27 protein-coding genes are annotated in these 25,780 nt (G+C 61.2%); 25 read left to right on the top strand and 2 right to left on the bottom strand.

The features are described 5' to 3' along the window. The first annotated feature begins 55 nt into the window (after positions 1-55). From ACYZUM_RS17895 to ACYZUM_RS17845, 11 genes are all read left to right on the top strand, one after another. Complete coding sequence (locus ACYZUM_RS17895) at positions 56-691, top strand: MotA/TolQ/ExbB proton channel family protein (RefSeq protein WP_003227083.1); 636 nt, start codon at positions 56-58, stop codon at positions 689-691. Then, positions 688-1,116, top strand: coding sequence for an ExbD/TolR family protein (locus ACYZUM_RS17890; RefSeq protein ID WP_027612340.1), 429 nt, complete (start codon positions 688-690; stop codon positions 1,114-1,116). Before ACYZUM_RS17895 ends, ACYZUM_RS17890 begins: the two co-directional genes overlap by 4 nt. Beyond that, positions 1,116-2,126 (top strand): tetraacyldisaccharide 4'-kinase, encoded by a 1,011-nt coding sequence (gene lpxK / locus ACYZUM_RS17885; RefSeq protein WP_222018641.1) that lies wholly within the window; start codon positions 1,116-1,118, stop codon positions 2,124-2,126. The genes ACYZUM_RS17890 and lpxK overlap by 1 nt, the downstream gene beginning before the upstream one ends. A gap of 21 nt (positions 2,127-2,147) precedes the next feature. Continuing rightward, complete coding sequence (locus tag ACYZUM_RS17880) at positions 2,148-2,333, top strand: Trm112 family protein (RefSeq protein WP_003174668.1); 186 nt, start codon at positions 2,148-2,150, stop codon at positions 2,331-2,333. Continuing rightward, positions 2,330-3,094, top strand: a complete 765-nt coding sequence (gene kdsB / locus ACYZUM_RS17875) for a 3-deoxy-manno-octulosonate cytidylyltransferase (protein ID WP_473060955.1) — start codon at positions 2,330-2,332, stop codon at positions 3,092-3,094. Before ACYZUM_RS17880 ends, kdsB begins: the two co-directional genes overlap by 4 nt. After that, a complete protein-coding gene (locus tag ACYZUM_RS17870; protein WP_041069125.1) occupies positions 3,094-3,558 on the top strand; it encodes a low molecular weight protein-tyrosine-phosphatase in 465 nt (154 codons plus the stop codon). The genes kdsB and ACYZUM_RS17870 overlap by 1 nt, the downstream gene beginning before the upstream one ends. After that, positions 3,555-4,574, top strand: a complete 1,020-nt coding sequence (murB, locus tag ACYZUM_RS17865; protein ID WP_473060954.1) for a UDP-N-acetylmuramate dehydrogenase — start codon at positions 3,555-3,557, stop codon at positions 4,572-4,574. Before ACYZUM_RS17870 ends, murB begins: the two co-directional genes overlap by 4 nt. A 392-nt stretch (positions 4,575-4,966) precedes the next feature. Beyond that, the gene (locus ACYZUM_RS17860) at positions 4,967-5,437 is read left to right on the top strand and encodes a (2Fe-2S)-binding protein (protein WP_430292612.1); all 471 of its coding nucleotides are present in this window, start codon (positions 4,967-4,969) and stop codon (positions 5,435-5,437) included. Beyond that, positions 5,434-7,755 carry a xanthine dehydrogenase family protein molybdopterin-binding subunit gene (locus ACYZUM_RS17855; protein ID WP_473060953.1) on the top strand — a complete coding sequence of 774 codons (2,322 nt, stop codon included), beginning with the start codon at positions 5,434-5,436 and terminating at the stop codon, positions 7,753-7,755. The genes ACYZUM_RS17860 and ACYZUM_RS17855 overlap by 4 nt, the downstream gene beginning before the upstream one ends. After that, positions 7,755-8,735 carry an XdhC family protein gene (locus tag ACYZUM_RS17850; protein ID WP_473060952.1) on the top strand — a complete coding sequence of 327 codons (981 nt, stop codon included), beginning with the start codon at positions 7,755-7,757 and terminating at the stop codon, positions 8,733-8,735. The genes ACYZUM_RS17855 and ACYZUM_RS17850 overlap by 1 nt, the downstream gene beginning before the upstream one ends. Beyond that, on the top strand, positions 8,732-9,322 hold the full coding sequence (locus ACYZUM_RS17845) for a nucleotidyltransferase family protein (RefSeq protein ID WP_473060951.1): 591 nt from the start codon (positions 8,732-8,734) through the stop codon (positions 9,320-9,322). The genes ACYZUM_RS17850 and ACYZUM_RS17845 overlap by 4 nt, the downstream gene beginning before the upstream one ends. A 148-nt stretch (positions 9,323-9,470) precedes the next feature. Here ACYZUM_RS17845 and rne read toward each other — a convergent pair whose 3' ends face one another. Then, on the bottom strand, positions 9,471-12,704 hold the full coding sequence (gene rne, locus ACYZUM_RS17840) for a ribonuclease E (protein WP_473060950.1): 3,234 nt from the start codon (positions 12,702-12,704) through the stop codon (positions 9,471-9,473). Positions 12,705-13,403: 699 nt separating this feature from the next. Here rne and rluC point away from each other — a divergent pair. The 3 genes from rluC to sppA are packed head-to-tail and all read left to right on the top strand — an operon-like array spanning position 13,404 to position 16,029. Continuing rightward, positions 13,404-14,366, top strand: coding sequence for a 23S rRNA pseudouridine(955/2504/2580) synthase RluC (gene rluC, locus ACYZUM_RS17835; RefSeq protein WP_007950779.1), 963 nt, complete (start codon positions 13,404-13,406; stop codon positions 14,364-14,366). Continuing rightward, positions 14,353-15,015, top strand: a complete 663-nt coding sequence (locus ACYZUM_RS17830) for an HAD-IA family hydrolase (protein WP_027612351.1) — start codon at positions 14,353-14,355, stop codon at positions 15,013-15,015. The genes rluC and ACYZUM_RS17830 overlap by 14 nt, the downstream gene beginning before the upstream one ends. Positions 15,016-15,039: 24 nt before the next feature. Next, positions 15,040-16,029, top strand: a complete 990-nt coding sequence (sppA, locus tag ACYZUM_RS17825; protein WP_027612352.1) for a signal peptide peptidase SppA — start codon at positions 15,040-15,042, stop codon at positions 16,027-16,029. 86 nt (positions 16,030-16,115) lie between these two features. Here sppA and ACYZUM_RS17820 read toward each other — a convergent pair whose 3' ends face one another. Then, entirely contained in the window at positions 16,116-16,694 is a 579-nt protein-coding gene (locus tag ACYZUM_RS17820; RefSeq protein ID WP_108183486.1) for a Maf family protein, read from the bottom strand. A 105-nt stretch (positions 16,695-16,799) separates the two neighbouring features. On the opposite strand from ACYZUM_RS17820, the gene ACYZUM_RS17815 reads away from it, so the two are divergent. The 11 genes from ACYZUM_RS17815 to ACYZUM_RS17765 all read left to right on the top strand — a co-directional run bounded on the left by ACYZUM_RS17815 (position 16,800) and on the right by ACYZUM_RS17765 (position 25,747). Further along, the gene (locus tag ACYZUM_RS17815; protein WP_003204262.1) at positions 16,800-17,327 is read left to right on the top strand and encodes a YceD family protein; all 528 of its coding nucleotides are present in this window, start codon (positions 16,800-16,802) and stop codon (positions 17,325-17,327) included. Positions 17,328-17,340: 13 nt separating this feature from the next. Then, the gene (gene rpmF, locus ACYZUM_RS17810; protein WP_003179396.1) at positions 17,341-17,523 is read left to right on the top strand and encodes a 50S ribosomal protein L32; all 183 of its coding nucleotides are present in this window, start codon (positions 17,341-17,343) and stop codon (positions 17,521-17,523) included. Between the two features lie 4 nt (positions 17,524-17,527). Further along, on the top strand, positions 17,528-18,538 hold the full coding sequence (gene plsX / locus ACYZUM_RS17805) for a phosphate acyltransferase PlsX (protein ID WP_369426606.1): 1,011 nt from the start codon (positions 17,528-17,530) through the stop codon (positions 18,536-18,538). A 123-nt stretch (positions 18,539-18,661) separates the two neighbouring features. Then, positions 18,662-19,600, top strand: coding sequence for an ACP S-malonyltransferase (gene fabD, locus ACYZUM_RS17800; RefSeq protein WP_222018646.1), 939 nt, complete (start codon positions 18,662-18,664; stop codon positions 19,598-19,600). Positions 19,601-19,616: 16 nt separating this feature from the next. Continuing rightward, positions 19,617-20,357, top strand: coding sequence for a 3-oxoacyl-ACP reductase FabG (fabG, locus tag ACYZUM_RS17795; RefSeq protein ID WP_007967600.1), 741 nt, complete (start codon positions 19,617-19,619; stop codon positions 20,355-20,357). Between the two features lie 196 nt (positions 20,358-20,553). Next, a complete protein-coding gene (acpP, locus tag ACYZUM_RS17790; RefSeq protein ID WP_003175607.1) occupies positions 20,554-20,790 on the top strand; it encodes an acyl carrier protein in 237 nt (78 codons plus the stop codon). Between the two features lie 108 nt (positions 20,791-20,898). Further along, positions 20,899-22,143 (top strand): beta-ketoacyl-ACP synthase II, encoded by a 1,245-nt coding sequence (gene fabF / locus ACYZUM_RS17785; protein ID WP_003227039.1) that lies wholly within the window; start codon positions 20,899-20,901, stop codon positions 22,141-22,143. After that, positions 22,143-22,958 carry an aminodeoxychorismate lyase gene (gene pabC / locus ACYZUM_RS17780; protein ID WP_473060949.1) on the top strand — a complete coding sequence of 272 codons (816 nt, stop codon included), beginning with the start codon at positions 22,143-22,145 and terminating at the stop codon, positions 22,956-22,958. The genes fabF and pabC overlap by 1 nt, the downstream gene beginning before the upstream one ends. Positions 22,959-22,961: 3 nt before the next feature. Continuing rightward, positions 22,962-24,119 carry an endolytic transglycosylase MltG gene (mltG, locus tag ACYZUM_RS17775; RefSeq protein ID WP_473060948.1) on the top strand — a complete coding sequence of 386 codons (1,158 nt, stop codon included), beginning with the start codon at positions 22,962-22,964 and terminating at the stop codon, positions 24,117-24,119. A 19-nt stretch (positions 24,120-24,138) separates the two neighbouring features. Further along, on the top strand, positions 24,139-24,771 hold the full coding sequence (gene tmk, locus ACYZUM_RS17770) for a dTMP kinase (protein WP_145594269.1): 633 nt from the start codon (positions 24,139-24,141) through the stop codon (positions 24,769-24,771). Beyond that, a complete protein-coding gene (locus tag ACYZUM_RS17765; RefSeq protein WP_473060947.1) occupies positions 24,764-25,747 on the top strand; it encodes a DNA polymerase III subunit delta' in 984 nt (327 codons plus the stop codon). The genes tmk and ACYZUM_RS17765 overlap by 8 nt, the downstream gene beginning before the upstream one ends. Positions 25,748-25,780: the final 33 nt, after the last annotated feature.

Genomic DNA, 25,780 nt, shown 5'->3' with positions numbered 1-25,780 from the left:
CTTAATCGCGAACCGGTATGGTAAAGTGGCGCACTTTTTCGAGGGGACTGTCACTGTGTGGGAATTGGTCAAATCCGGCGGCTGGATGATGTTGCCGATCATTCTGAGTTCCATCGCGGCCATGGCGATTGTCGCCGAGCGCCTGTGGACCCTGCGCGCCAGCCGCGTCACCCCCGAGCATCTGCTGGGCCAGGTCTGGGTCTGGATCAAGGACAAGCAGCTCAATAAAGAAAAGCTCAAGGAATTGCGCGCCAACTCGCCGCTGGGTGAAATTCTCGCCGCGGGCCTGGCCAACTCCAAGCATGGTCGCGAGATCATGAAGGAATGCATCGAAGAAGCCGCGGCGCGGGTGATTCACGAGCTCGAACGCTACGTCAACGCGCTGGGCACCATTGCTGCCATGTCGCCGTTGCTGGGGCTGTTGGGCACGGTGTTGGGCATGATCGACATTTTCAGCGCTTTCACCGGTTCGGGCATGACTACTAATGCCTCGGTCTTGGCCGGCGGTATTTCCAAGGCGCTGATTACCACGGCGGCGGGACTGATGGTCGGTATTCCGTCGGTGTTCTTCCACCGTTTCCTGCAGCGCCGCATCGATGAGCTGGTGGTCGGCATGGAGCAGGAAGCGATCAAACTGGTCGAAGTGGTGCAGGGCGACCGTGACGTCGATCTGGCCGGGGACAAAGCGTGAAATTCCGTCGCAAACCCCGGGAAACGATCGACATCAACCTCGCGTCGCTGATCGACGTGGTCTTCATCCTGTTGCTGTTTTTCGTCGTGACCACCACCTTCACCCGCGAAACCCAGCTACGTGTCGATCTGCCGGAATCGGTCAGCGGCTCGCCTGCCGAAGACCAGCAGCTCAAGCAACTGGACGTCGCGATCAGCGCCGAAGGTGTGTTCTCGGTGAACAACAAGATTCTGCCGAAGAACGACCTGGCGACGCTGATGGAAGCCATGCAGAAAGAAGCCAACGGTGACACCAACATGCCGTTGTCGATCAGTGCCGACGGCAAGACCCAACACCAATCGGTGATCACCGCCATGGATGCGGCCGGCAAGCTCGGTTTCAGCCATCTGCGCATGACCACGGTCGAGGCGGCGCCCAAATCCTGATGAGCCTGTCCGATCGTTTGCTCGCCGCTTGGTATCAGGGGCATCCGGCCCTGACGCTGCTGCGGCCGCTGGAAATGCTCTACCGCCGCGTGGTGGTCAACAAGCGCCAGCGCTTTCTCGACGGTGAGGGCCCGATCTATCAGCCGCCGGTGCCGCTGATCGTGGTCGGCAACATCACGGTGGGCGGCACCGGCAAGACGCCGATGATCCTGTGGTTGATCGAGCATTGCCGCCGTGCCGGCCTGCGCGTCGGCGTGGTCAGTCGTGGTTACGGCGCCAAACCACCGCAACTGCCATGGCGGGTCACCGCCGAGCAGGGCGCCGATATCGCCGGCGACGAACCGCTGTTGATCGTGCAGCGCACCGGCGTACCGCTGATGATCGACCCTGATCGCAGCGCAGCGGTCAAAGCCTTGCTCGCCAGTGAACCACTGGACCTGATCCTCTCCGACGACGGCATGCAGCATTATCGCTTGGCGCGGGATCTGGAGCTGGTACTGATCGACGCCGCCCGAGGTTTGGGCAACAAACGCTGCCTGCCGGCAGGCCCGTTGCGCGAGCCGATCGAGCGCCTGCAAAGCGTCGATGGCGTACTGTTCAACGGTGCCACGGCGGATCGTGAAGAGGGTTTCGCCTTTCACCTGCAGCCGACGTCGCTGGTCAATCTGCGCAGCGGCGAGCGCCAGCCGCTGGCGCATTTTGCGCCCGGTCAATCGGTGCACGCGGTGGCCGGGATCGGCAATCCGCAACGTTTCTTCAATACCCTCGAAGCGCTAGACTGGCGGGCAATCCCCCATGCGTTTGCCGACCACGCCGAGTACAGCGTGCAGGCCTTGAATTTCACACCGTCATTGCCGTTGGTGATGACCGAGAAGGATGCGGTGAAGTGCCGTGCCTTCGCGGCTGACGACTGGTGGTATCTGGCGGTCGATGCCGTGCCGTCACCGGCCTTCGTGGCCTGGTTCGACACCCAGTTGATGCGCCTGTTGCCCAATCGTCTTTTGCCTTAACTCTTTATCCAGGGAATGTTCATGGACACCAAATTGCTCGATATCCTCGCGTGCCCGATCTGCAAAGGCCCGCTCAAGCTCAGCGCCGACAAGACCGAACTGATCAGCAAGGGGGCCGGGCTGGCCTATCCGATCCGCGACGGCATCCCGGTGATGCTCGAAAGCGAAGCGCGCACCCTGACCACCGACGAGCGTCTGGATAAATGACCACCGCCTTCACCGTTGTCATCCCGTCGCGCTACGCCTCGACCCGCCTGCCGGGCAAACCGCTGCTGGATATCGCCGGCAAGCCGATGATTCAGCACGTCTGGGAACAGGCGAGCAAAAGCAGCGCCAGCCGCGTGGTGGTTGCGACTGACGATGCGCGCATCGTCGAGGCCTGCAAGGCGTTCGGCGCGGAAGTGGTGCTGACCCGTGAAGATCACAATTCCGGGACTGACCGCCTCGCGGAAGTCGCGGCGAAGCTGGGCCTTGCGCCGGACGCGATCGTGGTCAACGTGCAAGGCGATGAGCCGCTGATTCCGCCAAGCGTGATCGACCAGGTCGCCGCCAACCTCGGGGCCCACACCGAAGCGCGCATGGCCACCCTGGCCGAGCCGATCGAAGACGTCGAAACCCTGTTCAACCCCAACGTAGTCAAGGTCGTCAGCGACATTAACGGTCTGGCGCTGACCTTCAGTCGCGCCACCTTGCCGTGGGCCCGCGATGCTTTCGCCAAGAGCCGTGACGTGTTGCCGGAAGGCGTGCCGTACCGTCGCCACATCGGCATTTATGCCTACCGCGCCGGCTTCCTTCAGGACTTTGTGAGCTGGGGCCCGTGCTGGCTGGAAAACACTGAATCGCTGGAACAGCTGCGTGCTCTGTGGCATGGCGTGCGGATTCATGTGGCCGATGCGTTGATCGCGCCGCCAACCGGGGTCGACACCGTTGAAGACCTCGAGCGCGTTCGTCGCCTGCTGGAGGCCTGATGCGCGTTCTGTTCGTGTGCTTGGGCAACATCTGCCGTTCGCCCACCGCTGAGGGCGTGTTGCGCCACAAACTGCGCGCAGCGGGGCTGGCGGATCAGGTCGAAGTGGCCTCCGCCGGCACCGGTGACTGGCACGTCGGCAATCCGCCGGACAAACGCAGCCAGGCCGCAGCCAAAGTGCGGGGTTATGACCTGTCGGCGCAACGCGCGCAGCAGGTCAGCCGTGCCGATTTCGCCAGCTACGACCTGATTCTGGCCATGGACCACAGCAACCTGCGCAACCTCAAGGCCCTGCAGCCGTCCACTGGCAAGGCTGAACTCGATCTGTTTTTGCGGCGTTACGCCGGTGTGGTCGATGAAGTGCCGGATCCGTACTACGACGGCGATCAGGGCTTCGAGCAGGTGCTGGACCTGATCGAGGCGGCGTGTGACCAACTGTTGATTGAAGTGAAGGGCCGGTTATGAGTTTGCAGCTTCAATCACAGGTTTCGCTGAAACCGTTCAACAGTTTCGGCGTCGATGTCCGCGCGCAGTTGTTTGCCGAGGCCCACAGCGATGCCGATGTCCGTGAAGCCCTGGCCTACGCGACTGCCCATGACGTGCCGTTGCTGGTGATCGGCGGCGGCAGCAACCTGCTGCTGACTGCAGATATTCCGGCGCTGGTGCTGCGCATGGCGACCCGAGGCATTCGGCTGATCAGTGACGACGGCAACCGCGTGGTGATCGAAGCGGAAGCCGGCGAGCCATGGCATCCGTTCGTGCAGCACACGCTGGTGCAGGGTTTTTCCGGTCTGGAAAACCTCAGCCTGATCCCCGGCACTGTTGGCGCGGCGCCGATGCAGAACATCGGCGCCTACGGCGTTGAGATCAAGGATGTGTTCGCCGGGCTGACCGCGCTGAACCGCCAGACCGGCGAACTGCGCGACTTCAGCCTGGAGGAGTGCAACTTCGCCTACCGCGACAGTCTGTTCAAGCAGCAGCCCGGACGTTGGCTGATCCTGCGGGTGCGCTTCAAGCTTGATCGTGCCGCGCATCTGCATCTGGAGTACGGTCCGGTGCGCCAGCGCCTGACCGAGCAGGGCATCGAGCAACCGACGCCGAGCGATGTCAGCCGTGCGATCTGCAGTATCCGCAGCGAAAAACTGCCGGATCCAGCGGTGCTCGGCAATGCCGGCAGTTTCTTCAAGAATCCACTGGTATCGGCGGCGCTGGTCGAGCAGATCAAGGCGCAGCACCCGGATCTGGTGGCCTATGCGCAAGCGGACGGGCAGATGAAACTGGCTGCCGGCTGGCTGATTGAGCGCGCTGGCTGGAAAGGTTTCCGCGAGGCCGATGCCGGCGTGCATAAATTGCAGGCGCTGGTGCTGGTCAACTACGGCACCGCGACCGGTCTGCAATTGCTGGAGCTGGCGCAACGCATCCAGAAAGATATTGCCGAACGTTTCAATGTCGAACTGGAAATGGAGCCGAACCGCTATTGAGGCTACGCTTCAGGTCGGTATCCAAGGCCCTGCACTGAACAAAAAGTGCAGGGCTTTTTTGTTAACGGTGGGTTAACTTAGCCAGCTAACGATAACCGTCATTTGCTCCACCAAAGGCCCGGTGCAGACGTTCGCGTCGGCACAAGAGAGCCTGTGCCAACCATATATCAGTCAGCGATGACCCTGTGGCGAGGGAGCTTGCTCCCGCTGGGGCGCGTAGCGGCCCCGCTTTCAAGAAGGGCCTGCTCCGCAGTCCAGCGGGAGCAAGCACCCTCGCCACAGGCTCAGTGTTCGGCTTCACTGATGTGTATTGGCCCATTAGCCTGAGTCGATCTGCGTGAACCACCGCCAGTTCTGCTCGACCCCATAACCACTAATATGCGGGCGTGCCCATGATTACCCTGAAACTAAACGGTCAAGACCATTCCCTCGATGTCACGGATGACATGCCGCTGTTGTGGGCTATTCGTGATGTCGCCGGTTACAACGGCACCAAATTCGGCTGCGGCATGGGCCTGTGCGGTGCCTGCACCATTCACATCGACGGCTTGCCGGCGCGCAGTTGCATCACGCCGATCGGCTCGGTGATCGGGCAGAACGTCAGCACCATCGACAATCTGCACGCCGATCCGGTTGGACAAGTCGTTCAGCAAGCCTGGCTCGACAGCGCCGTGGCGCAGTGCGGTTTCTGTCAGGGCGGGCAGATCATGTCTGCCACCGCATTGCTCAAGACCAACCCTAATCCGAGCGATGAGCAGATCGAAGAAGCGATGGTCGGCAACATTTGCCGGTGCGGCACGTATAACCGGATCAAGACTGCGATCCGTCAGGCTTCCACTCACCTGAAGGAGGCCAAGGCATGAGCCGCTTGCCGAATGATTTCGTCCTGAGCAATCTCAGCCGTCGCGGTTTTCTCAAAGGCGTCGGCGCCACGGGCGCATTGGTGCTGGCCGCGAGCTGGGGCTGGCAGGATGCATTGGCTGAAGACGCGCCGAAGAAGTTTGGCGCTGATGGCATGCCCAACGGCTGGATCGACGATCCCAAGGTTTACGTGAGCATTGCCGCAGACGGCACGGTCACCGTGGTCTGCAACCGCTCGGAAATGGGCCAGGGTGTGCGCACCAGCCTGACCATGGTGGTCGCCGATGAACTGGACGCCGATTGGGCCAAGGTCAAAGTGCAGCAGGCGCCGGGCGATGAAGTGCGGTTCGGCAACCAGGACACTGACGGTTCACGCAGCATGCGTCACTGGTATGAACCGATGCGCCGTTGCGGCGCGGCGGCCCGGGCCATGCTGGAACAGGCAGCGGCTGCGCAGTGGCAGGTGCCGGTGGGCGAGTGCCGTGCGCAGTTGCACAAAGTGCTGCACACACCGTCCGGCCGCGAGCTGGGTTACGGCGAACTTGCCGCCGCAGCCAGCGCGCTGGCGGTGCCGGCCCGTGACAGCTTGCGCCTCAAGCAGCCGTCGGAGTTTCGCTACATCGGCAAGGAAGGCACCAAGGCCATCGACGGTGACGACATCGTCAACGGGCGCGCGGTGTATGGCGCCGACGTGCATTTCGACGGCATGCTCTACGCGACCATCGCCCGTCCGGCGGTGTACGGCGGCAAGGTCAAGTCGCTGGATGACAGCGCCGCGCTGAAGGTTCCGGGTGTGCTGAAGGTCATGCAGATCGAAAGCCGTCCGCTGCCGTCGGAATTCCAGCCGCTGGGCGGCGTTGCGGTGATTGCCAGCAATACCTGGGCGGCGATCAAGGGCCGCGAGGCGCTGAGGATCCAATGGGACGACGGCCCCAACGCCAGTTACGACTCGATCGCTTACCGCAAAGCGCTGGAAGCGGCGTCGCGCAAACCCGGCAAAGTGGTGCGCAACACCGGTGATATCGACAAGGCACTGAGCGGCGCTGCCAGTAGCCTCGAAGCCTCCTACTATTTGCCGCATCTGGCGCAGGCACCGATGGAGCCGATGGTCGCCATCGCTCGCTACGACAAAGGTGTGTGTGAAGCATGGGCGCCGAGCCAGGCGCCGCAGGTGACTCGCGAGCGCATCGCCGAGCGTCTGGGACTGCCGTTCGACAATGTCACCTTCAACGTCACGCTGCTCGGTGGTGGTTTCGGCCGTAAATCCAAGCCGGATTTCGTCGTCGAAGCGGCGATCCTTGCCAAGGAGTTCCCCGGTAAAGCCGTGCGAGTGCAATGGACCCGCGAAGATGACATCCATAACTCGTATTTCCACACAGTGTCCGCCGAGTATTTGAAGGCGGCTGTCGGCAAGGACGGCATGCCGTCCGGCTGGCTGCACCGTACCGTGGCGCCGAGCATTACTGCGCTGTTTGCTCCGGGCATGAACCATGAGGCGGCGTTCGAGCTGGGCATGGGCTTTACCAACATGGCCTACGCGATTCCCAACGTGCGTCTGGAAAACCCCGAAGCCACGGTGCATACCCGCGTCGGCTGGTATCGCTCGGTGTCGAACATTCCTCACGGGTTTGCGATTCAGAGTTTTGTCGATGAACTGGCGCACAAGGCCGGCGTCGATCCACTCAAATATCAGATCAAGTTGCTCGGCCCGGATCGGCAGATCGATCCACGCACCCTGAGTGAGGAGTGGAACTACGGCGAATCCCCCGAGCGCTACCCGATCGACACCGGACGCATGCGCACGGTACTGGAAACTGCGGCCAAGGCTGCCGGTTGGGGACGTCAGTTGCCCAAGGGCCGTGGTCTGGGTCTGGCGGTGCATTACAGCTTCGTCACCTATGTGGCGGCGGTGATCGAAGTCGAGGTCAAGGACGACGGTACGCTGATCGTGCACAAGGCTGACATCGCCGTCGATTGCGGGCCGCAGATCAACCCGGAACGCATCCGCTCGCAGTTCGAAGGCGCCTGTGTGATGGGTCTGGGCAACGCGGTGCTGGGTGAAATCAGCTTCAAGGACGGCAAGGTCCAGCAGGACAACTTCCACATGTACGAAGTGGCGCGCATGTCGCTGGCGCCGAGGGCAATCGCGGTGCATCTGGTGACGCCGCCGGGCGACGTGCCGTTGGGTGGTGTCGGTGAACCCGGCGTGCCACCGATTGCGCCGGCGCTGTGTAACGCCATCTTCGCTGCCACCGGCCAGCGCATCCGCAACCTGCCGGTGCGTTATCAGTTGCAGGGTTGGCAGAAGGCGCAAGCGTGATGGACGGCGCCGATCTCAACGTTCTGCGCAGCGTGCTCGAATGGCGCCGCGCCGGGCAGCGAGTGGTGCTGTTCAGCGTGGTGCAGACCTGGGGCACCGCGCCCCGGGCGCCGGGTGCGATGCTCGCGTTGCGCGAGGACGGCGTGGTGATTGGCTCGGTGTCGGGCGGTTGTGTCGAGGATGACTTGATCGCCCGTCTGCACGACGGGCGCATCGCCAGCGACGGGCCACCGGTGCAGCTGATTACTTATGGCGTCACCCGCGAGGAGGCTGCGCGCTTTGGCTTGCCCTGTGGCGGCACGCTGCGCCTGACTGAGGAGCGGGTCGCTGATCCGGCGTGGGTCGCCGAGTTGCTGGCGCGTTGTGAAAGCCATGAGATTGTCGCCCGTGAGCTGAACATCGAAACCGGTGAAGTGGTGCTATCAGCGGCGAGCAAATCCGATGTGCTGGCATTCGACGGCAAGACCCTGCGCGCCATTTATGGCCCGCGCTGGCGTCTGCTGTTGATCGGTGCCGGGCAGCTGTCGCGCTACGTGGCGGACATGGCCCGGCTGCTGGATTTCGAAGTGCTGATTTGCGATCCGCGTACCGAGTTCGTCTACGGTTGGGAAGAGCATCACGGGCGCTTTGTCCCGGGCATGCCGGATGACGCTGTACTAAGCATTCAGACGGACGAACGTACAGCCATCGTCGCGCTGACCCACGACCCACGTCTGGATGATATGGCGTTGCTTACGGCGCTCGATTCGCCGGCCTTCTATGTCGGTGCACTCGGCTCTCGGGTCAACAGTCAGAAACGGCGGGACAATCTGGCTCAGCTAGGCTTGTCAGAATCAGCCATTGCGCGATTGCATGGGCCGATCGGTCTGCACATCGGCAGCCATTCACCGGCGGAGATTGCCCTGTCGTTGTTGGCGGAGATTGTGGCGATCAAGAATGGTGTCGAGTTGAAACAGAAGAAGGCCGTGGAGGGCGCATGAATCGATCCATCGCAGTGATCGTATTGGCGGCGGGCGAGGGCAGTCGCTTTCGCCAGGTTGCCGGTGCCGATAAAGACAAGCTGCTGGCCGATTGCACCGGACGCGACGGTGCGGTGCGTTCGGTGATCGAGCAGGTGTTGCTGAATCTGCCGGCCAATCTCGACAAGCGGGTGCTGGTGACCACTGAAGCACGGCCGCAGGCGATGCGCATGGCTCAGGCTTATGGCTGTGAGGTGGTCTCGATTGAATCGAGCGGGATGGGGGACAGCATTGCGGCGGGGGTTGCCGCCTGCCCCGAGGCGGATGGCTGGCTGATCGTGTTGGGGGACATGCCGTTTATTTTGCCGTCGAGCATTGAGCGGGTGGTGGCGGCAATGACCGATGACGCGGTTAGTGTGCCGGTGCAGGAGGACGAATTTGGCCATCCGGTGGGGTTCGGGCGTTCATACGGGGCAGGGTTACAGGCGCTGACCGGTGATCGTGGTGCCAGGCCGTTGTTCAAGCAGGGGCGGGTGGTGGAAGTGGCAGTGGATGATCCCGGGGTGTTGTGGGATATCGATGTGCCAGAAGCGTTGGTGTTCAAATAAAGCCAGATCAAAAGATCGCAGCCTTCGGCAGCTCCTACAGGAGACCTATGTAGGAGCTGCCGAAGGCTGCGATCTTTTGATCTTCTAAATGAAATAAAAAAGCCCCGCCAGGTTTTCACCCGGCGGGGCTTTTTATTGGCTTTCGGAATCAGACGAGCGGTTTAGGCTCGTGTTCTTTTTCCTGGGCCTCTTGGTGATGCTCGACCGCGTCCTGAACGGAGCGTGGTGCTTCGGCGATGACCGATTCAACCACGGCTTCTTCAGTCACGGCAGCAACCTCGACCACTTCAGTAGCCGGAGCAGCAGCGGCAGCCAGTTCGGCTTCCTTCTGCAGGCGCTCGGCTTCACGCTTGCGGCGACGCACTTCACGTGGGTCGTTCGGTGCACGGCCGTTTGGCGTCAGGGCGCTGACCGGAGCGGCTTCAACCACTGGAGCAGGCTCTTCGGCCACCACAGGTGCTTCGACCGGTGCTTCAACGACTGGCGCTGGAGCCGGTGCAGCGGCTTCGACCACTGGCGCGGCAGCCTTGGCTTCTTCAACCACTGGGGCTTCAACGACTGGCGCTGGCGTTTCAGCGACGGCAGGCTCGGCAACCCAGTTGAACGCGGTCTGTTCTTCGCGAACTTCACGCACGGTTTCGGTCACGGTTTCAGCGACGGTTTCAGCAACCGGCTCTGCGGCCGAGACTGGCGCCTCAGCGGCGGGTTCTGCAGCGGCTGCAACCTGAGGCAGTGTTTCTTGAACCGGTGCCACTTCGACTTCCGGAGCAGCAACCACTTCCACCGGGGTAGTGGCCTCAACGACCGGCGCTTCCACTGGAGCGGTTTCTTGAACAGCGGCGGTGGCGCGTTCGGCTTGCTCGTGAGCCTGTGCTTCGGCCGGAGCGCTGATCACGCTGCTGGCCACAGCGGCGGTCACGGCCAGGCCGGCAGCCAGATCGGCAGCGCTTGGAGCAGCGGCGTTTTCGCCGGACTCGGATTCTTCCGAACCTTCGATCACGTTGCCGTTGGCATCACGCTGACGCTCGCGACGATTGCTGCGACGGCGCTGACCACGGGAGCGACGACGTGGACGATCGCCTTCGGCGTTGTCCTGACCGTCTTCCGGCAGTTGCTCTTCGTTAGTGTTCACTTCTTCTTCGGCGACGGCAGCAGCGGCCTGCTCGGCGCGCGGTTGACGCTCTTCACGCGGCGGACGCGGTGCGCGTTCTTCGCGTGGCTGACGGGCCGGACGTTCTTCTGCGACCACGGCGGCAGTGGCAGCCGCTACGGGTGCAGCCGGAGCGGCGTCCAGAGGCTCGCGCAGTTCACGCACGCGCTCTTCACGCTCGCCACGTGGCTTGCGGTCTTCACGTGGAGCACGTGGCGCACGTTCTTCACGTGGAGCGCGTGGAGCACGTTCTTCGCGAGCGGCTGGCGCCTCGGTACGGGCTTCACGTGGCTCGCGGACTTCACGGGCTTCACGTGGCTGACGCTCTTCACGCGGCTCGCGTGGGGCACGTTCTTCACGCGGTGCACGTTCTTCGCGCGGCTTGCGCTCTTCATCGCGGCGACCGTTACGGTTGCGGCTCTGCTGACGACCGTTGCGACGCTCTTCGTTGCGGGCCGGACGCTCGATGGCCGGTTTTTCAACGACGACCGGAGCGGCTGGCTCTTCTTTGGTCGCGAACAGGCTGACCAGCGATTTCACCAGGCCCTTGAACAGGCTTGGCTCTGGCGCGGCAACCGGAGCCGGTGCAGCAGCGGCAGGCGCGGCGACTTCGGTCGGCACCGGCGCATTGGCACGGGCCGGCGCAGTCTTGACCGCGGCTTCCTGGCGAACCAGGGTGCGGGTCGCAGCGGCTGGCTGGACTTCTTCGACTTCGGCAGCGGCAGCAGCGATTTCGTAGCTGGACTGGTTGGTCGCAGCTTCCGGGCTGTCGTCACGCAGACGCTGAACTTCGAAGTGCGGGGTTTCCAGGTGATCGTTCGGCAGAATGACGATACGGGCACGGGTGCGCAGTTCGATCTTGGTGATCGAGTTGCGTTTTTCGTTGAGCAGGAACGCGGCGACCGGGATCGGCACCTGGGCGCGCACTTCGGCAGTGCGGTCTTTCAGGGCTTCTTCTTCGATCAGGCGCAGGATCGCCAGCGACAGCGATTCGACGTCACGGATGATGCCGGTGCCGTTGCAGCGCGGGCAGACGATGCCGCTGCTTTCGCCCAGCGATGGACGCAGGCGCTGACGGGACATTTCCAGCAGGCCGAAGCGCGAGATGCGGCCGATCTGCACGCGAGCGCGGTCGGCTTCCAGGCATTCGCGGACTTTCTCTTCCACGGCGCGCTGGTTCTTGGCAGGGGTCATGTCGATGAAGTCGATGACGATCAGGCCGCCGATGTCGCGCAGGCGCAACTGACGGGCGATTTCTTCGGCGGCTTCAAGGTTGGTCTGCAGCGCGGTTTCTTCGATGTCGCTGCCTTTGGTGGCGCGCGCCGAGTTGATGTCGATGGACACCAGGGCTTCGGTCGGATCGATGACGATGGAGCCGCCGGAAGGCAGTTCGACGACGCGCTGGAAAGCGGTCTCGATCTGGCTTTCGATCTGGAAACGGTTGAACAGCGGCACGCTGTCTTCGTACAGCTTGATCTTGCTGGCGTACTGCGGCATCACCTGGCGGATGAAGGTCAGGGCTTCGTCCTGGGCTTCAACGCTGTCGATCAGCACTTCGCCGATGTCCTGGCGCAGGTAATCGCGGATGGCGCGGATGATCACGTTGCTTTCCTGGTAGATCAGGAATGGCGCGGAGCGATCCAGCGAGGCTTCTTTGATGGCGGTCCACAGTTGCAGCAGGTAATCGAGGTCCCACTGCATTTCTTCGCTGCTGCGGCCAAGGCCGGCAGTGCGCACGATCAGACCCATGTCGGCCGGTGCAACCAGACCGTTCAGCGCTTCACGCAGTTCGTTGCGTTCTTCGCCTTCGATGCGACGGGAGATACCGCCGGCACGCGGGTTGTTCGGCATCAGCACGAGGTAACGACCGGCCAGGCTGATGAAGGTGGTCAGGGCGGCGCCCTTGTTGCCACGTTCTTCTTTCTCGACCTGAACGATGACTTCCTGGCCTTCGCTCAGGACGTCCTTGATGTTGACGCGGCCTTCAGGGGCTTTCTTGAAGTATTCGCGGGAGATTTCTTTGAGGGGCAGGAAGCCGTGGCGCTCGGAGCCGAAATCGACAAAGGCAGCCTCAAGGCTTGGTTCGATGCGAGTGATACGGCCTTTGTAGATGTTGGCCTTCTTCTGCTCGCGTGCACCGGATTCGATGTCCAGGTCGTAGAGGCGTTGGCCATCTACCAGTGCAACACGCAACTCTTCGGGTTGAGTTGCGTTAATCAGCATTCTTTTCATGTAGTACCGTCGGTTTCCGGGCTGCCGGAAACGGCGTTCGGCACACACGACTTCTCACGGTCGGTGTCAGGTGCGTCGGGAGTGGTTGGCCATTCCCGTGTCCAGCGATGTCAGGCCAATTGGGCCGATATCGCGACGTACGCGTCCTGCTTGCTGTGGCTACTTAAGCACTCAGTCAGGAGGAGGAATCAACCAGCGGCTGTGGACGAGATGAAGCGTCTTGATAAAGCCTATTGCTACACAGTCCGGCGGTTGTGCATCTCCACCCTACACGTATCCCTGATAATTCGGGTGCTGCCGCGCGCAGAATCCGCAGCGGGTTGGCATTTACCGTGAGCTCCGAAAGGGGAGGTCACGCATCATGGCTAATTCAGGCGATGTTTCCGAAGCCTTCGCTCGGGGTCATCTGCAGCTGACTGCACTTTGTGAACTGGCCTTGAATATGTGCCTGTCAGGCGAGTGAAAACTCTGCTCGACGGTGTAATTCAGGCCTCATGTCACCTGCGCTTGTTACAACTGCAAACTCCACCGTTACGTAGCGAAAGCCCCGTAGGACGGCCTCGCGTCCTGGTGAATTGCGTTGGTCAGGGCCGGTTTTTGACCGTGGTTCCGCTGTCCAGGCCGCTTTTGGCGGCGTTCGCGACTATAGCAGCAATGATTAAGTGCTTCAATTCCATAAAAATTGTTATCATCCGCGGCATGACAACTACTGCCCCTTCGACTCCAGGCGTTCAACTGCTTGAAGTCTCGCCGGAGTATGCCGGCCAACGAATCGACAATTTCCTCCTTGCCCGGCTCAAAGGCGTGCCCAAGACCTTGATTTACCGCATTTTGCGTAAAGGCGAAGTGCGTGTGAACAAGGGGCGGATCAAGCCCGAATACAAGCTGCAGGCCGGCGATATCGTGCGCGTGCCGCCGGTTCGCGTGCCTGAGCGCGACGAGCCGGTGCCATTGGCTCAAGGCCTGTTGCAGCGTCTGGAAGCCTCGATTGTCTACGAAGACAAAGCCCTGATCGTGATCAACAAGCCCGCCGGCATTGCGGTTCACGGCGGCAGCGGCTTGAATTACGGGGTGATCGAAGCCTTTCGTCAGTTGCGTCCCGATGCCAAGGAACTGGAGCTGGTTCATCGTCTCGACCGTGACACTTCCGGCCTGCTGATGATCGCCAAGAAGCGCAGCATGTTGCGGCACTTGCACGCCGCCTTGCGTGGCGATGGTGTCGACAAGCGCTACATGGCACTGGTGCGTGGCAACTGGGCGACCTCGATCAAGCAAGTCCGTGCGGCGCTGGGCAAGAGCAACCTGCGCTCCGGCGAACGCATGGTCGAGGTCGACGAGGAGGAGGGCAAGGAGTCGGTGACCGTGTTCAAGGTCCTGCGCCGCTTTGGCGACTTTGCCACCCTGATCGAAGCCAAGCCGATCACCGGGCGCACCCACCAGATCCGCGTCCACACGTTGCACGCCGGGCATTGCATTGCCGGCGACACCAAGTACGGCGATGACGGTTTCAGCAAGGAAATCCGTGATTTGGGCGGCAAGCGCCTGTTCCTGCACGCCTACATGCTGACCGTGCCGCTGCCCGATGGCGGTGAGCTCAAGCTGCAAGCCCCAGTCGATGAAATGTGGGCCAAGACCGTGGAGCGATTGAGTGCGCCCATCTGATTACAAGCTGCTGATTTTTGATTGGGACGGCACCCTCGCCGATTCCATTGGTCGGATTGTCGAGGCGATGCATTCGGCGTCCGCGCGCTCCGGTTTCGAGTTGCGCGATGATTTTGCCGTCAAGGGCATCATCGGTCTGGGCTTGCCCGAGGCGATCCGTACCTTGTACCCGGACATCAGCGATGCCGAAATGACCTTGTTTCGCGAGTATTACGCCGATCATTACATTGCGGCAGAAGCCGTGCCTTCGCCGCTGTTCGAGGGTGTGGTCGAGTCGATGGCGTCGTTTCGCGAGCAGGGCTATCACCTGGCGGTCGCGACCGGCAAGAATCGTCGCGGACTGGACCGGGTACTCAAGGCCAATGGCTGGGAAGATTATTTCGATATCACCCGCGCCGCCGACGAGACCGCGAGCAAGCCGCATCCGTTGATGCTCGAGCAGATTCTCGCGCATTGTCGCGTGCGGCCCGAGCAGGCGCTGATGGTCGGCGATTCGTCCTTCGATCTGCTGATGGCGCGCAACGCGGGCATGGCGTCGGTGGCTGTCAGCTATGGCGCGCAGTCGATCGAGTCGCTGCAGCAGTTCGAGCCGCGCCTGTCGATCGACCGTTTTAGTGAATTGCACGCCTGGCTGGGGCAGCAGGCTTAATACGTTTTTGCTGGGGTACAGCGCATGACCGACGAATGGAAAGCACCGGCCAAGGCAAGTGCCGACGACGGTGACGAGAAAAGCTGGAAGCTGCTGGAAAAGACTTTGCTGGCCAGTGTGCAGGAGCAGCGTCGCTCACGGCGTTGGGGGATCTTCTTCAAGCTGCTGACGTTTGTTTATCTGTTTGTTGCGCTGATCCTGTTCACGCCGCTGATGGACATGGAGAAGAGCGCCACCCGTGGCCCGAACTACACCGCGCTGATCGACGTCACCGGCATGATTGCCGACAAGGAGCCTGCCAGTGCCGATAACATCGTCGGCAGCTTGCGTGCTGCCTTCGAAGACAAGAAGGTCAAGGGTGTCATCCTGCGGATCAACAGTCCTGGCGGCAGTCCGGTGCAGTCGGGGTATGTGTATGACGAGATCAAGCGTCTGCGCGGTCTGCACCCGGATACCAAGGTGTACGCGGTGATTTCCGATCTCGGTGCGTCCGGTGCCTATTACATCGCCAGTGCGGCGGATCAGATCTATGCCGACAAGGCCAGTCTGGTCGGCTCCATCGGTGTAACGGCGGCCGGTTACGGTTTTGTCGGCACCATGGACAAGCTGGGCGTCGAGCGTCGCACCTATACGTCGGGTGAGCACAAGTCGTTCCTCGATCCGTTCCAGCCGCAGAAGCCTGATGAGACTGCGTTCTGGCAGACCGTGCTGGACACCACGCACAAGCAGTTCATCAATAGCGTCAAGCAGGGGCGTGGCGATCGACTGAAGGACAAGGAGCATCCGGAGCTGTTCTCCGGGCTGGTCTGGTCTGGCGAGCAGGCGCTGCCGCTGGGCCTGATCGATGGTTTGGGGAATGCCAGTTCGGTGGCGCGGGACGTGATTGGCGAGAAAGAGCTGGTGGACTTCACGGTTCAGGAATCGCCATTCGACCGCTTCTCGAAAAAGCTCGGTGCCAGTGTCGCTGAGCAATTGGCGATGTGGATGGGGTTCCACGGGCCTTCGTTGCGCTGATTCGTTGTAAAGATCAAAAGATCGCAGCCTGCGACAGCTCCTACATTGATCTCTGTAGGAGCTGTCGCAGGCTGCGATCTTTTGCTTTAAGGGATTTGCACGCCTTCGGCCAGCAACATGTCGATCAGGCGAATCAGTGGCAGGCCGATCAGGCTGGTGGCATCAGGCCCTTCGGTGGACTGAAACAGGCTCACACCCAGGCCTTCGGCCTTGAAGCTGCCGGCGCAGTCGTAGGGCTGCTCCAGGCGCAGGTAGCGCTCGATGCGCGCCTCGTCGAGCTGGCGCATGTGTACGGTAAATGGCACGCAGTCGACCTGGCAGTGGCCGGTCTGGCTGTTGAGCAGGGCCAGGCCGGTGAGGAAGGTCACGCTAGCGCCGCTGGCGGCCAGCAGTTGCTCACGAGCCTTGTCGAAGGTGTGTGGCTTGCCGATGATCCGTTCGCCGAGCACTGCAACCTGGTCTGAGCCGATAATCAGATGAGCGGGGTAGCTGGCGGCCAGTGCCCGGGCTTTCTGTTCGGCGAGGCGCTTGACCAGTTCGATGGCGGATTCGCCCGGCTGGTGGCTTTCGTCGATATCCGGCGAGCTGCAGACGAACGGCAGGTGCAGGCGGGCGAGCAATTCACGGCGATAAGTCGAGCTCGAAGCAAGTAATAAAGGCAGCATTGACGTCTCCTGAGGCAGGCGCGAATTCTAGCGGAGGCACGCAAGTGACGGACAGGGCACAATTTCCTTTGACATGGGTGGGGGCATCCCTATAATGCTGCGCCTATGTTGAATGACCCGATTCCACCTCACGTTGACCCGCGCAAATTGGCTGACCGTGGCACCACCCTTCAAGGTGAACTGCTGCTGGCCGATTTGAAGAGACTCTGCGACCCGCTTTCCGACGATGTCGGTACGGTGCAGGCCAAATTCGTTTTTGAGCGAGATGAACGTAAATCTGTGGTGATCCACAGCTTTATCGACACCGAAGTCAAAATGGTTTGCCAGCGTTGTCTTGAGCTGGTCACCCTGCCGATCCACAGCGAATGCAGTTACGCTGTTGTGAAGGAGGGTGCGAATACCCAGTCGTTACCGAAAGGTTATGACGTGCTGGAACTGGGCGAAGATCCATTGGATCTGCAGTCACTGATCGAGGAGGAGCTTCTGCTCGCCTTGCCCATTGTGCCTGCTCATCATCCGGAAGAATGCCAGCAGCCGGCGGGAGCAGATGAGCCCGAACCGAGCGAGGACGAGGTAACGCGGTCCAACCCGTTCAGTGTATTGGCGCAGTTAAAGCGTGACCCAAACGTTTAGGAGTTAATCAATTATGGCTGTTCAGCAGAACAAAAAATCCCGCTCTGCCCGTGACATGCGCCGTTCGCACGACGCTCTCGAGGCTAGCACCCTGTCTGTAGAAAAAACCACTGGTGAAGTTCACCTGCGTCACCACGTATCGCCAGAAGGCGTATACCGTGGCCGTAAAGTGATCGACAAGGGCGCTGACGAGTAATCACTTGTCCGCTCAAGTCATCGCGATTGACGCAATGGGCGGGGACTTCGGTCCCCGCAGCATTGTTCAGGCCAGCCTTGCTTGCCTTTCTGCTACGCCCTCGCTGCACCTGACCCTCGTCGGTCAACCCTCCCTTCTTGAAGAACTGATCAACGGCCAATCGGCTGCCGATCGCGCGCGCCTGACGATTGTCCCGGCGTCTGAAGTCATCACCATGGACGAAAAGCCGACCCAGGCCTTGCGTGGCAAGCCGGATTCGTCGATGCGTGTCGCCCTGGAGCTGGTGCGTGACGGCAAGGCCCAGGCCTGTGTCAGCGCCGGCAATACCGGGGCGTTGATGGCGCTGTCGCGTTTCGTGCTCAAGACCTTGCCGGGGATTGATCGGCCGGCGATGGTGGCGGCGATTCCGACGCAGAAGGGCTATTGCCAGTTGCTCGATCTGGGCGCCAACGTCGATTGCAGCGCCGAACACTTGTTGCAGTTCGCGGTGATGGGCTCGGTGGCGGCGCAGACGCTGGGTATCGCCCGGCCGCGTGTCGCGTTGCTGAATATTGGTACCGAAGACATCAAGGGCAATCAGCAGGTCAAGTTGGCGGCGACCTTGTTGCAGGCGGCGCGCGGCATCAACTACATCGGTTTTGTCGAGGGCGATGGCCTGTATCGCGGCGAGGCGGATGTGGTGGTCTGTGACGGTTTTGTCGGCAATATCCTGCTCAAGTCCAGCGAGGGCCTGGCGACGATGATCGCCGCGCGTATCGAGGCCTTGTTCAAGCAAAGCTTCGCTTCCCGCGTGGTGGGTGCTTTGGCCCTGCCATTGATGAAGCGTCTGCAGGCGGATCTGGCGCCTGCGCGACATAACGGCGCAAGTTTCCTCGGCTTGCAGGGCATCGTGGTGAAAAGTCACGGTTCGGCCGGGGTTCAGGGCTTTCAGAGCGCGATTCAGCGCGCGCTGATCGAGATTCAGGAGAACCTCCCCGAGCGCCTCCACGGTCGTCTGGAGGATCTGTTGTCTTAGGCGTTTTCGTCGGACAATGCTTAAATGTGACCGCCCGGTTCAAAGGGCCATCCAACTGTCAGTTTCTTGCGTCCCCCGGTGGGGCGTCACTTTCCGACGACAAGATCATTAGGGGCTTGTTACATGTCTGCTTCCCTCGCATTCGTCTTTCCAGGACAGGGTTCGCAGTCCCTCGGCATGCTGGCCGAGCTGGGCGCGGAACATCCGCTGATCCTCGAAACTTTCAAAGAAGCCTCTGAGGCTCTGGGCTATGACCTGTGGGCATTGACCCAGCAGGGCCCGGAAGAGCTGCTCAATCAAACCGATAAAACCCAACCGGCCATTCTGACCGCCTCGATCGCCCTGTGGCGTCTGTGGCTGGCTGAAGGCGGCGCGCGTCCGGCATTCGTTGCCGGTCACAGCCTGGGTGAATACAGCGCGCTGGTTGCTGCTGGCAGCCTGAGCCTGGCTGATGCGGTGAAACTCGTTGAGCGCCGTGGCCAGCTGATGCAGGAAGCCGTTCCGGCCGGGCAGGGTGGCATGGCCGCCATTCTCGGTCTGGAAGACGCTGATGTGCTGGCCGCCTGTGCCGAAGCGGCGCAAGGCGAAGTGGTCAGCGCGGTGAACTTCAACTCGCCGGGCCAGGTGGTGATTGCTGGTGCCAAGGCTGCCGTCGAGCGTGCTATTGAAGGTTGCAAGGCCCGTGGTGCCAAGCGTGCCATGCCGTTGCCGGTGAGCGTGCCGTCGCACTGCGAGCTGATGCGTCCGGCGGCCGAGCGCTTTGCCGAATCCATCGCTGCCATCGACTGGCAGGCACCGCAGATCCCGGTCGTACAGAACGTCAGCGCGCAAGTGCCGGCCGATCTGGACACCCTCAAGCGTGATCTGCTCGAACAACTGTACAAGCCCGTTCGCTGGGTTGAATCGGTCCAGACCCTGGCCGCCAAAGGCGCCACCAGTCTGGTCGAATGCGGTCCGGGCAAAGTCCTGGCCGGTCTGAACAAACGTTGCGCCGAAGGCGTTTCGACTTCCAACCTCAATACCCCAGACGCTTTCGCTGCCGCCCGTGCAGCGCTGGCCTGAATCAGGAGAAACTTGCATGAGTCTGCAAGGTAAAGTTGCACTGGTCACCGGTGCAAGCCGCGGTATCGGCCAGGCCATCGCACTGGAACTGGGTCGTCAGGGCGCCATCGTTGTTGGCACCGCGACCTCCGCCAAAGGCGCCGAGGCCATTGCTGCCACCCTGAAAGAGCACGGTATCCAGGGCACGGGTCTGGAACTGAACGTCACCAGCGACGAATCGGTCAGCGCGGTGCTGGCGAGCATTCAGGAGCAGTTCGGCGCGCCGGCCATTCTGGTCAATAATGCTGGCATCACCCGCGATAATCTGATGATGCGCATGAAAGACGATGAGTGGTACGACGTGATCGATACCAATCTGAACAGTCTGTATCGCCTGTCCAAGGGCGTTTTGCGTGGCATGACCAAAGCGCGCTGGGGCCGAATTATCAGTATTGGCTCGGTGGTGGGTGCCATGGGCAACGCAGGCCAAGTAAACTATGCAGCCGCCAAGGCCGGTCTGGAAGGTTTCAGCCGTGCGATGGCGCGTGAAGTCGGTTCGCGTTCGATTACGGTCAACTCGGTAACCCCAGGGTTCATCGACACCGATATGACCCGCGAACTGCCGGAAGCACAGCGTGAAGCCTTGCAGACGCAGATTCCGCTGGGTCGTCTGGGGCAAGCTCAAGAGATCGCCTCGGTGGTCGCTTTTCTTGCATCCGACGGTGCGGCATACGTCACTGGGGCTACAATCCCGGTGAACGGTGGGATGTACATGTAAGTAAAATGTGACGGATTGCTTCAAAAAAATGTCATACGAGCTGTCTAAAATCCGTTATAAAGCTGCAATCTATTTATAGGCAGAGGGCCGCAGGGTTTGAGGAGTGAAGCTTTCAGTTGAAAAGCTGAAAAGCCTTTCTATACACTTACCCACTGGCCAGCTGCCTGAATTTGTCCATTAGGAGTGAAAACAAGGTATGAGCACCATCGAAGAGCGCGTCAAGAAAATCGTTGCCGAGCAACTGGGTGTTAAAGAAGAAGAAGTGGTCAACACTGCTTCCTTCGTTGAAGACCTGGGTGCCGACTCCCTTGACACCGTTGAGCTGGTGATGGCTCTGGAAGAGGAATTCGAGACCGAAATCCCTGACGAAGAAGCTGAGAAGATCACTACTGTACAAGCTGCAATCGACTACGTTACTAGCCACCAGGCGTAATAGTTTGTAATCGTTGTCTGCTGTCATGGAAAAACCGCACTGCCATCATGGCGTGCGGTTTTTTCTTTAGGCCTGATGCAAAGTCGTCATTTGAAAAAGGAGAGTGCTGTGTCGCGTAGACGCGTCGTAGTCACCGGTATGGGTATGTTGTCGCCACTGGGCACGGATGTGCCAAGCAGCTGGCAGGGCATTCTGGCTGGCCGCAGTGGCATTGGTCTGATCGAACACACCGACCTTTCTGCCTATTCCACCCGTTTTGGCGGCTCGGTAAAGGGCTTCAATGTCGAGGAATACCTGTCGGTCAAGGAAGCACGCAAGCTCGATCTGTTCATTCAGTACGGTCTGGCCGCGGGTTTTCAGGCTGTTCGCAATGCTGGTCTGGAAGTCACCGACGCCAACCGTGAGCGCATTGGCGTGGCCATGGGTTCGGGCATCGGCGGTCTGACCAATATCGAAGAAACCAGCCGTACCCTGCATGAGACGGGCCCGCGTCGAATCTCGCCATTCTTCGTGCCAGGCTCGATCATCAATATGATTTCCGGTTTTCTGTCCATTCACCTGGGTGCACAGGGGCCGAACTACGCCATTTCCACTGCCTGTACCACCGGTACGCACTGCATTGGCATGGCGGCGCGCAACATCATGTACGACGAAGCCGACGTGATGATCGCCGGCGGTGCCGAGATGGCCGCATGCGGTCTGGGCATGGGCGGCTTCGGCGCGTCCCGTGCGCTGTCGACCCGCAACGACGAGCCGACTCGCGCCAGTCGTCCCTGGGACAAGGGCCGTGATGGCTTCGTGCTGTCCGACGGTGCCGGTGCGCTGGTGCTCGAAGAGCTTGAGCACGCCAAGGCTCGCGGCGCGACCATCTATGCCGAGCTGATCGGCTTCGGCACCAGTGGCGATGCGTTCCACATGACTTCGCCACCCGCTGATGGCGCTGGTGCAGCGCGCTGCATCACCAATGCCCTGCGCGATGCGAAAATCAACATCGACCAGGTGCAGTACATCAACGCCCACGGTACTTCGACCCCGGCCGGCGACCTCGCCGAAGCCAACGCGATCAAGACCGTGTTCGGTGATCACGCCTACAACCTGGCGGTCAGCTCCACCAAGTCCATGACCGGTCACCTGCTGGGTGCGGCGGGCGCGGTCGAGGCGATCTTCAGTGTGCTGGCAATCAACAGCCAGGTGGCGCCGCCAACCATCAACCTCGACGAGCCGGATGAAGGCTGCGATCTCGATTTCGTGCCGCACACGGCGCGCAACATGGACATCGATGTCGTCCTGTCCAACTCCTTCGGGTTTGGCGGCACCAACGGCACGTTGGCGTTCCGTCGGTTCGCCGGCTGATGGACAGCTGGGTCGACGGTCAGCCGGCTGACGCTCTGTCGCTGAAAGATCGCGGCCTGGCTTATGGCGATGGGCTGTTCGAGACCATCGCCGTGCACGGCGGCCAGCCGATATTGCTGGATCGTCACTTGACGCGGTTGGCCGAGGGCTGCTCGCGTCTGGCTATCGCTACGGATATTGATCGGGTTCGCACGGAACTGCGGGCCTATGCCGCGGCAATGGGCGAGGGCGTGCTCAAGCTGATCCTCACCCGTGGTGATGGCTTGCGTGGCTACGCGCCCGATCCTGCGGCGCAGGGTCGGCGCATCCTGCAAGGCAACCCGCCTGCGGCTTATCCTGCCGTGCATGGCGAGCAGGGTGTGCGCCTGTTTCCCTGCGCCACGCGGCTGTCGAATCAGCCGTTGCTGGCCGGGCTCAAGCATCTGAATCGTCTGGAGCAAGTGCTTGCCCGCGCCGAATGGCGCGACAGCGAACACGCCGAAGGCTTGATGCTTGATCAGGCCGGACGCGTCATCGAAGGCGTGTTCAGCAACCTGTTTCTGGTACGCGACGGCGTACTGATCACCCCGGATCTGAAGCGCTGTGGCGTGGCCGGTGTGATGCGTGCCGAATTATTGTTTCAGGCCGAGTCATTGGCCATCCCCACCCAAATTACCGATGTCAGCCTCGAACAGCTGCAATGGGCTGACGAAGTCTTTATCTGCAACAGCGTTTATGGCGTCTGGCCGGTACGCGCCTACGCTGCACTGAGCTGGCCGGTTGGCCCGCTCACCCGTAAACTGCAAACCATTGCCCGCGCGCTACTGGATGCCTGATTCGTGAGACGTAAATTCTTGCTGCTGCTGGAAACCGGACTGGTTCTGGCAGGGCTGCTACTGGGCGCCAGCGCCTGGAAAATTCATTCGGCGCTGGAACAGCCTCTGAACATCACGCAGGAGGAACTGCTGGATGTGCCGAAAGGCTCGACACCGACCCGCACCTTTCTTGAACTCGAAACCGATGGGGTCATCAAGGACGCCTTCTGGTTGCGCATTTACTGGCGCTTCAATCTGGCCGGCACACCGATCCATACCGGTGAGTACCGCATGCAGCCAGGCATGACCGTCAACGGTCTGATCGACTTGTGGAAGCGTGGCGAAGTGGTGCAATACAGTCTGACGCTGGTCGAGGGCTGGAACTTCCACCAGGTCCGCGCCGCGCTGGCAAAAGATGAAAAGATCGAGCAAACCCTCAAGGGCTTGAGCGACAGCGAAGTGATGGAGAAAATCGGTCATCGTGGATTGTTCCCGGAAGGTCGGTTCTTCCCGGATACCTACCGTTTCGTGCGGGGCGTTTCCGATGTCGAATTGCTGAAGAAGGCCTTTGACCGGCTCGATGAAGTGTTGGCCAAGGAGTGGGAAAACCGCTCGGCCGAAGCGCCGTACAGCGAGCCTTATCAGGCGCTGATCATGGCGTCGCTGGTGGAGAAGGAAACCGGCGTACCACAGGAGCGCGGGCAGATTGCCGGCGTGTTCGTGCGCCGCATGGCGCTGGGCATGCAGTTGCAGACCGACCCGACCGTGATCTATGGCCTGGGCGACCGCTACACCGGCAAGTTGACCCGTGCGCATCTCAAGGAGCCGACGCCCTACAACACGTATGTGATTCCCGGCTTGCCGCCGACGCCGATTGCCATGGTCGGACGCGAGGCGATTCACGCCGCGCTCAATCCGGTGGAAGGCAACAGCCTGTATTTCGTCGCCCGTGGCGATGGTAGCCATGTGTTCTCCGATGACCTGGATGCACACAACAGTGCGGTGCGCGAATTCCAGCTCAAGCGCCGCGCCGATTACCGCTCCAGCCCAGCCCCGGCAAATGCACCGGCCGCGGCGTCCCCGGACACCGCCCCTGAGGCGCTACCGCAGGTTCCGCCTCAGGAACCTGCGCCAGCCCCTGCTGCCGAGCCTGAGACGGCGGCACCGCAAAACGCGCAATGACTTTGATTAAGGACTGCCTGTGACTGGCTTGTTTATTACCCTGGAAGGCCCGGAAGGCGCCGGCAAGAGCACCAACCGCGAGTACCTCGCCGAGCGTCTGCGCGCCGAAGGTATCGAAGTGGTGCTGACTCGCGAACCCGGCGGAACGCCACTGGCCGAACGGATTCGCGACGTGCTGCTGGCCCCGGCCGATGAGGTCATGAACCCCGACACCGAGTTGTTGCTGGTGTTCGCCGCGCGCGCCCAGCATCTGGCCGAAGTGATTCGTCCGGCACTGGCCCGTGGCGCGGTGGTGTTGTGTGATCGTTTTACTGACTCGACATACGCCTATCAGGGCGGCGGTCGTGGTTTGTCAATGGAGCGCATTGCTGCGCTGGAGACGTTCGTTCAGGGCGACTTGCGTCCGGATCTGACACTGATTTTCGATCTGCCGGTGGAAATGGGTCTGGCTCGCGCCAGTGCCCGTGGCCGTCTGGATCGTTTCGAGCTGGAAGGCCGGGCGTTTTTCGAAGCCGTGCGCAATGCGTTTCTCAAGCGCGCTGAGGCTGATCCTGCGCGCTATGTGCGCATCGATGCCGGTCAGCCATTGGTCAAGGTTCAGCAATCGCTGGATACCTTGATTCCGAACTTGCTGGAGCTGATTCGTGGCTGAGGCCTATCCATGGCAGGACAGCCTCTGGCAGCAACTGGCCGGACGTAGTCAGCACGCTCACGCGTATTTGCTGCACGGCCCGGCCGGGATCGGCAAGCGCGCGCTGGCCGAACGTCTGATGGCCAGCCTGCTTTGTCAGCGTCCGACACCAGAAGCGTGCGGTGAGTGCAAATCCTGCCTGCTGCTCAAGGCAGGCAGTCATCCGGACAATTACCTCCTTGAGCCCGAGGAAGCCGACAAGGCGATCAAGGTCGATCAGGTCCGCGATCTGGTCAGTTTCGTGGTGCAGACCGCGCAACTGGGCGGGCGCAAGGTGGTGCTGATCGAGCCGGTGGAGTCGATGAACATCAACGCCGCCAACGCCTTGCTAAAAAGCCTTGAAGAGCCTTCCGGCGATACCGTGCTGTTGCTGGTGAGCCACCAGCCGAGCCGTTTGCTGCCGACGATCAAGAGTCGCTGCGTGCAGCAGGCGTGTCCGCTGCCCGGTGAGGCCATGAGCCTGCAATGGCTGGCACAGGCGCTGCCGGAGTGTTCCGAAGAGGAGCGCATCGAATTGCTGACGCTGGCGGCAGGCTCGCCACTGGCGGCGGTCAGCCTGCAGTCCCAGGGCGTGCGCGAGCAGCGGGCGCAGGTGGTCGAAGGGGTGAAGAAGTTGCTCAAGCAGCAGCAATCGCCGACACAATTGGCCGAAGAATGGAAAAGCATTCCGATGCTGCGCCTGTTCGACTGGTTCTGCGACTGGTCCAGCCTGGTCCTGCGCTACCAACTGACCCAGGATGAAGCCGGCCTCGGTCTGGCCGATATGCGCAAAGTCGTGCAGTACCTGGCGCAGAAAAGTGCTCAGGGCAAAGTCCTCGATATTCAGGACTGGATTCTCGCCCAGCGGCAGAAAGTCCTGAGCAAAGCCAACCTCAACCCGGCACTGCTGCTGGAAGCGTTGTTGGTGCAATGGGCGGGTTTGCCTGGTCAAAGATAAGAATGTGTACCTAGACTCTGAACATCAGCAGTG

The organism is Pseudomonas sp. m6p (assembly GCF_055760375.1).
Note: the sequence above shows the minus strand (reverse complement) of the source record. Positions and strands in the feature narration are given on the sequence as shown.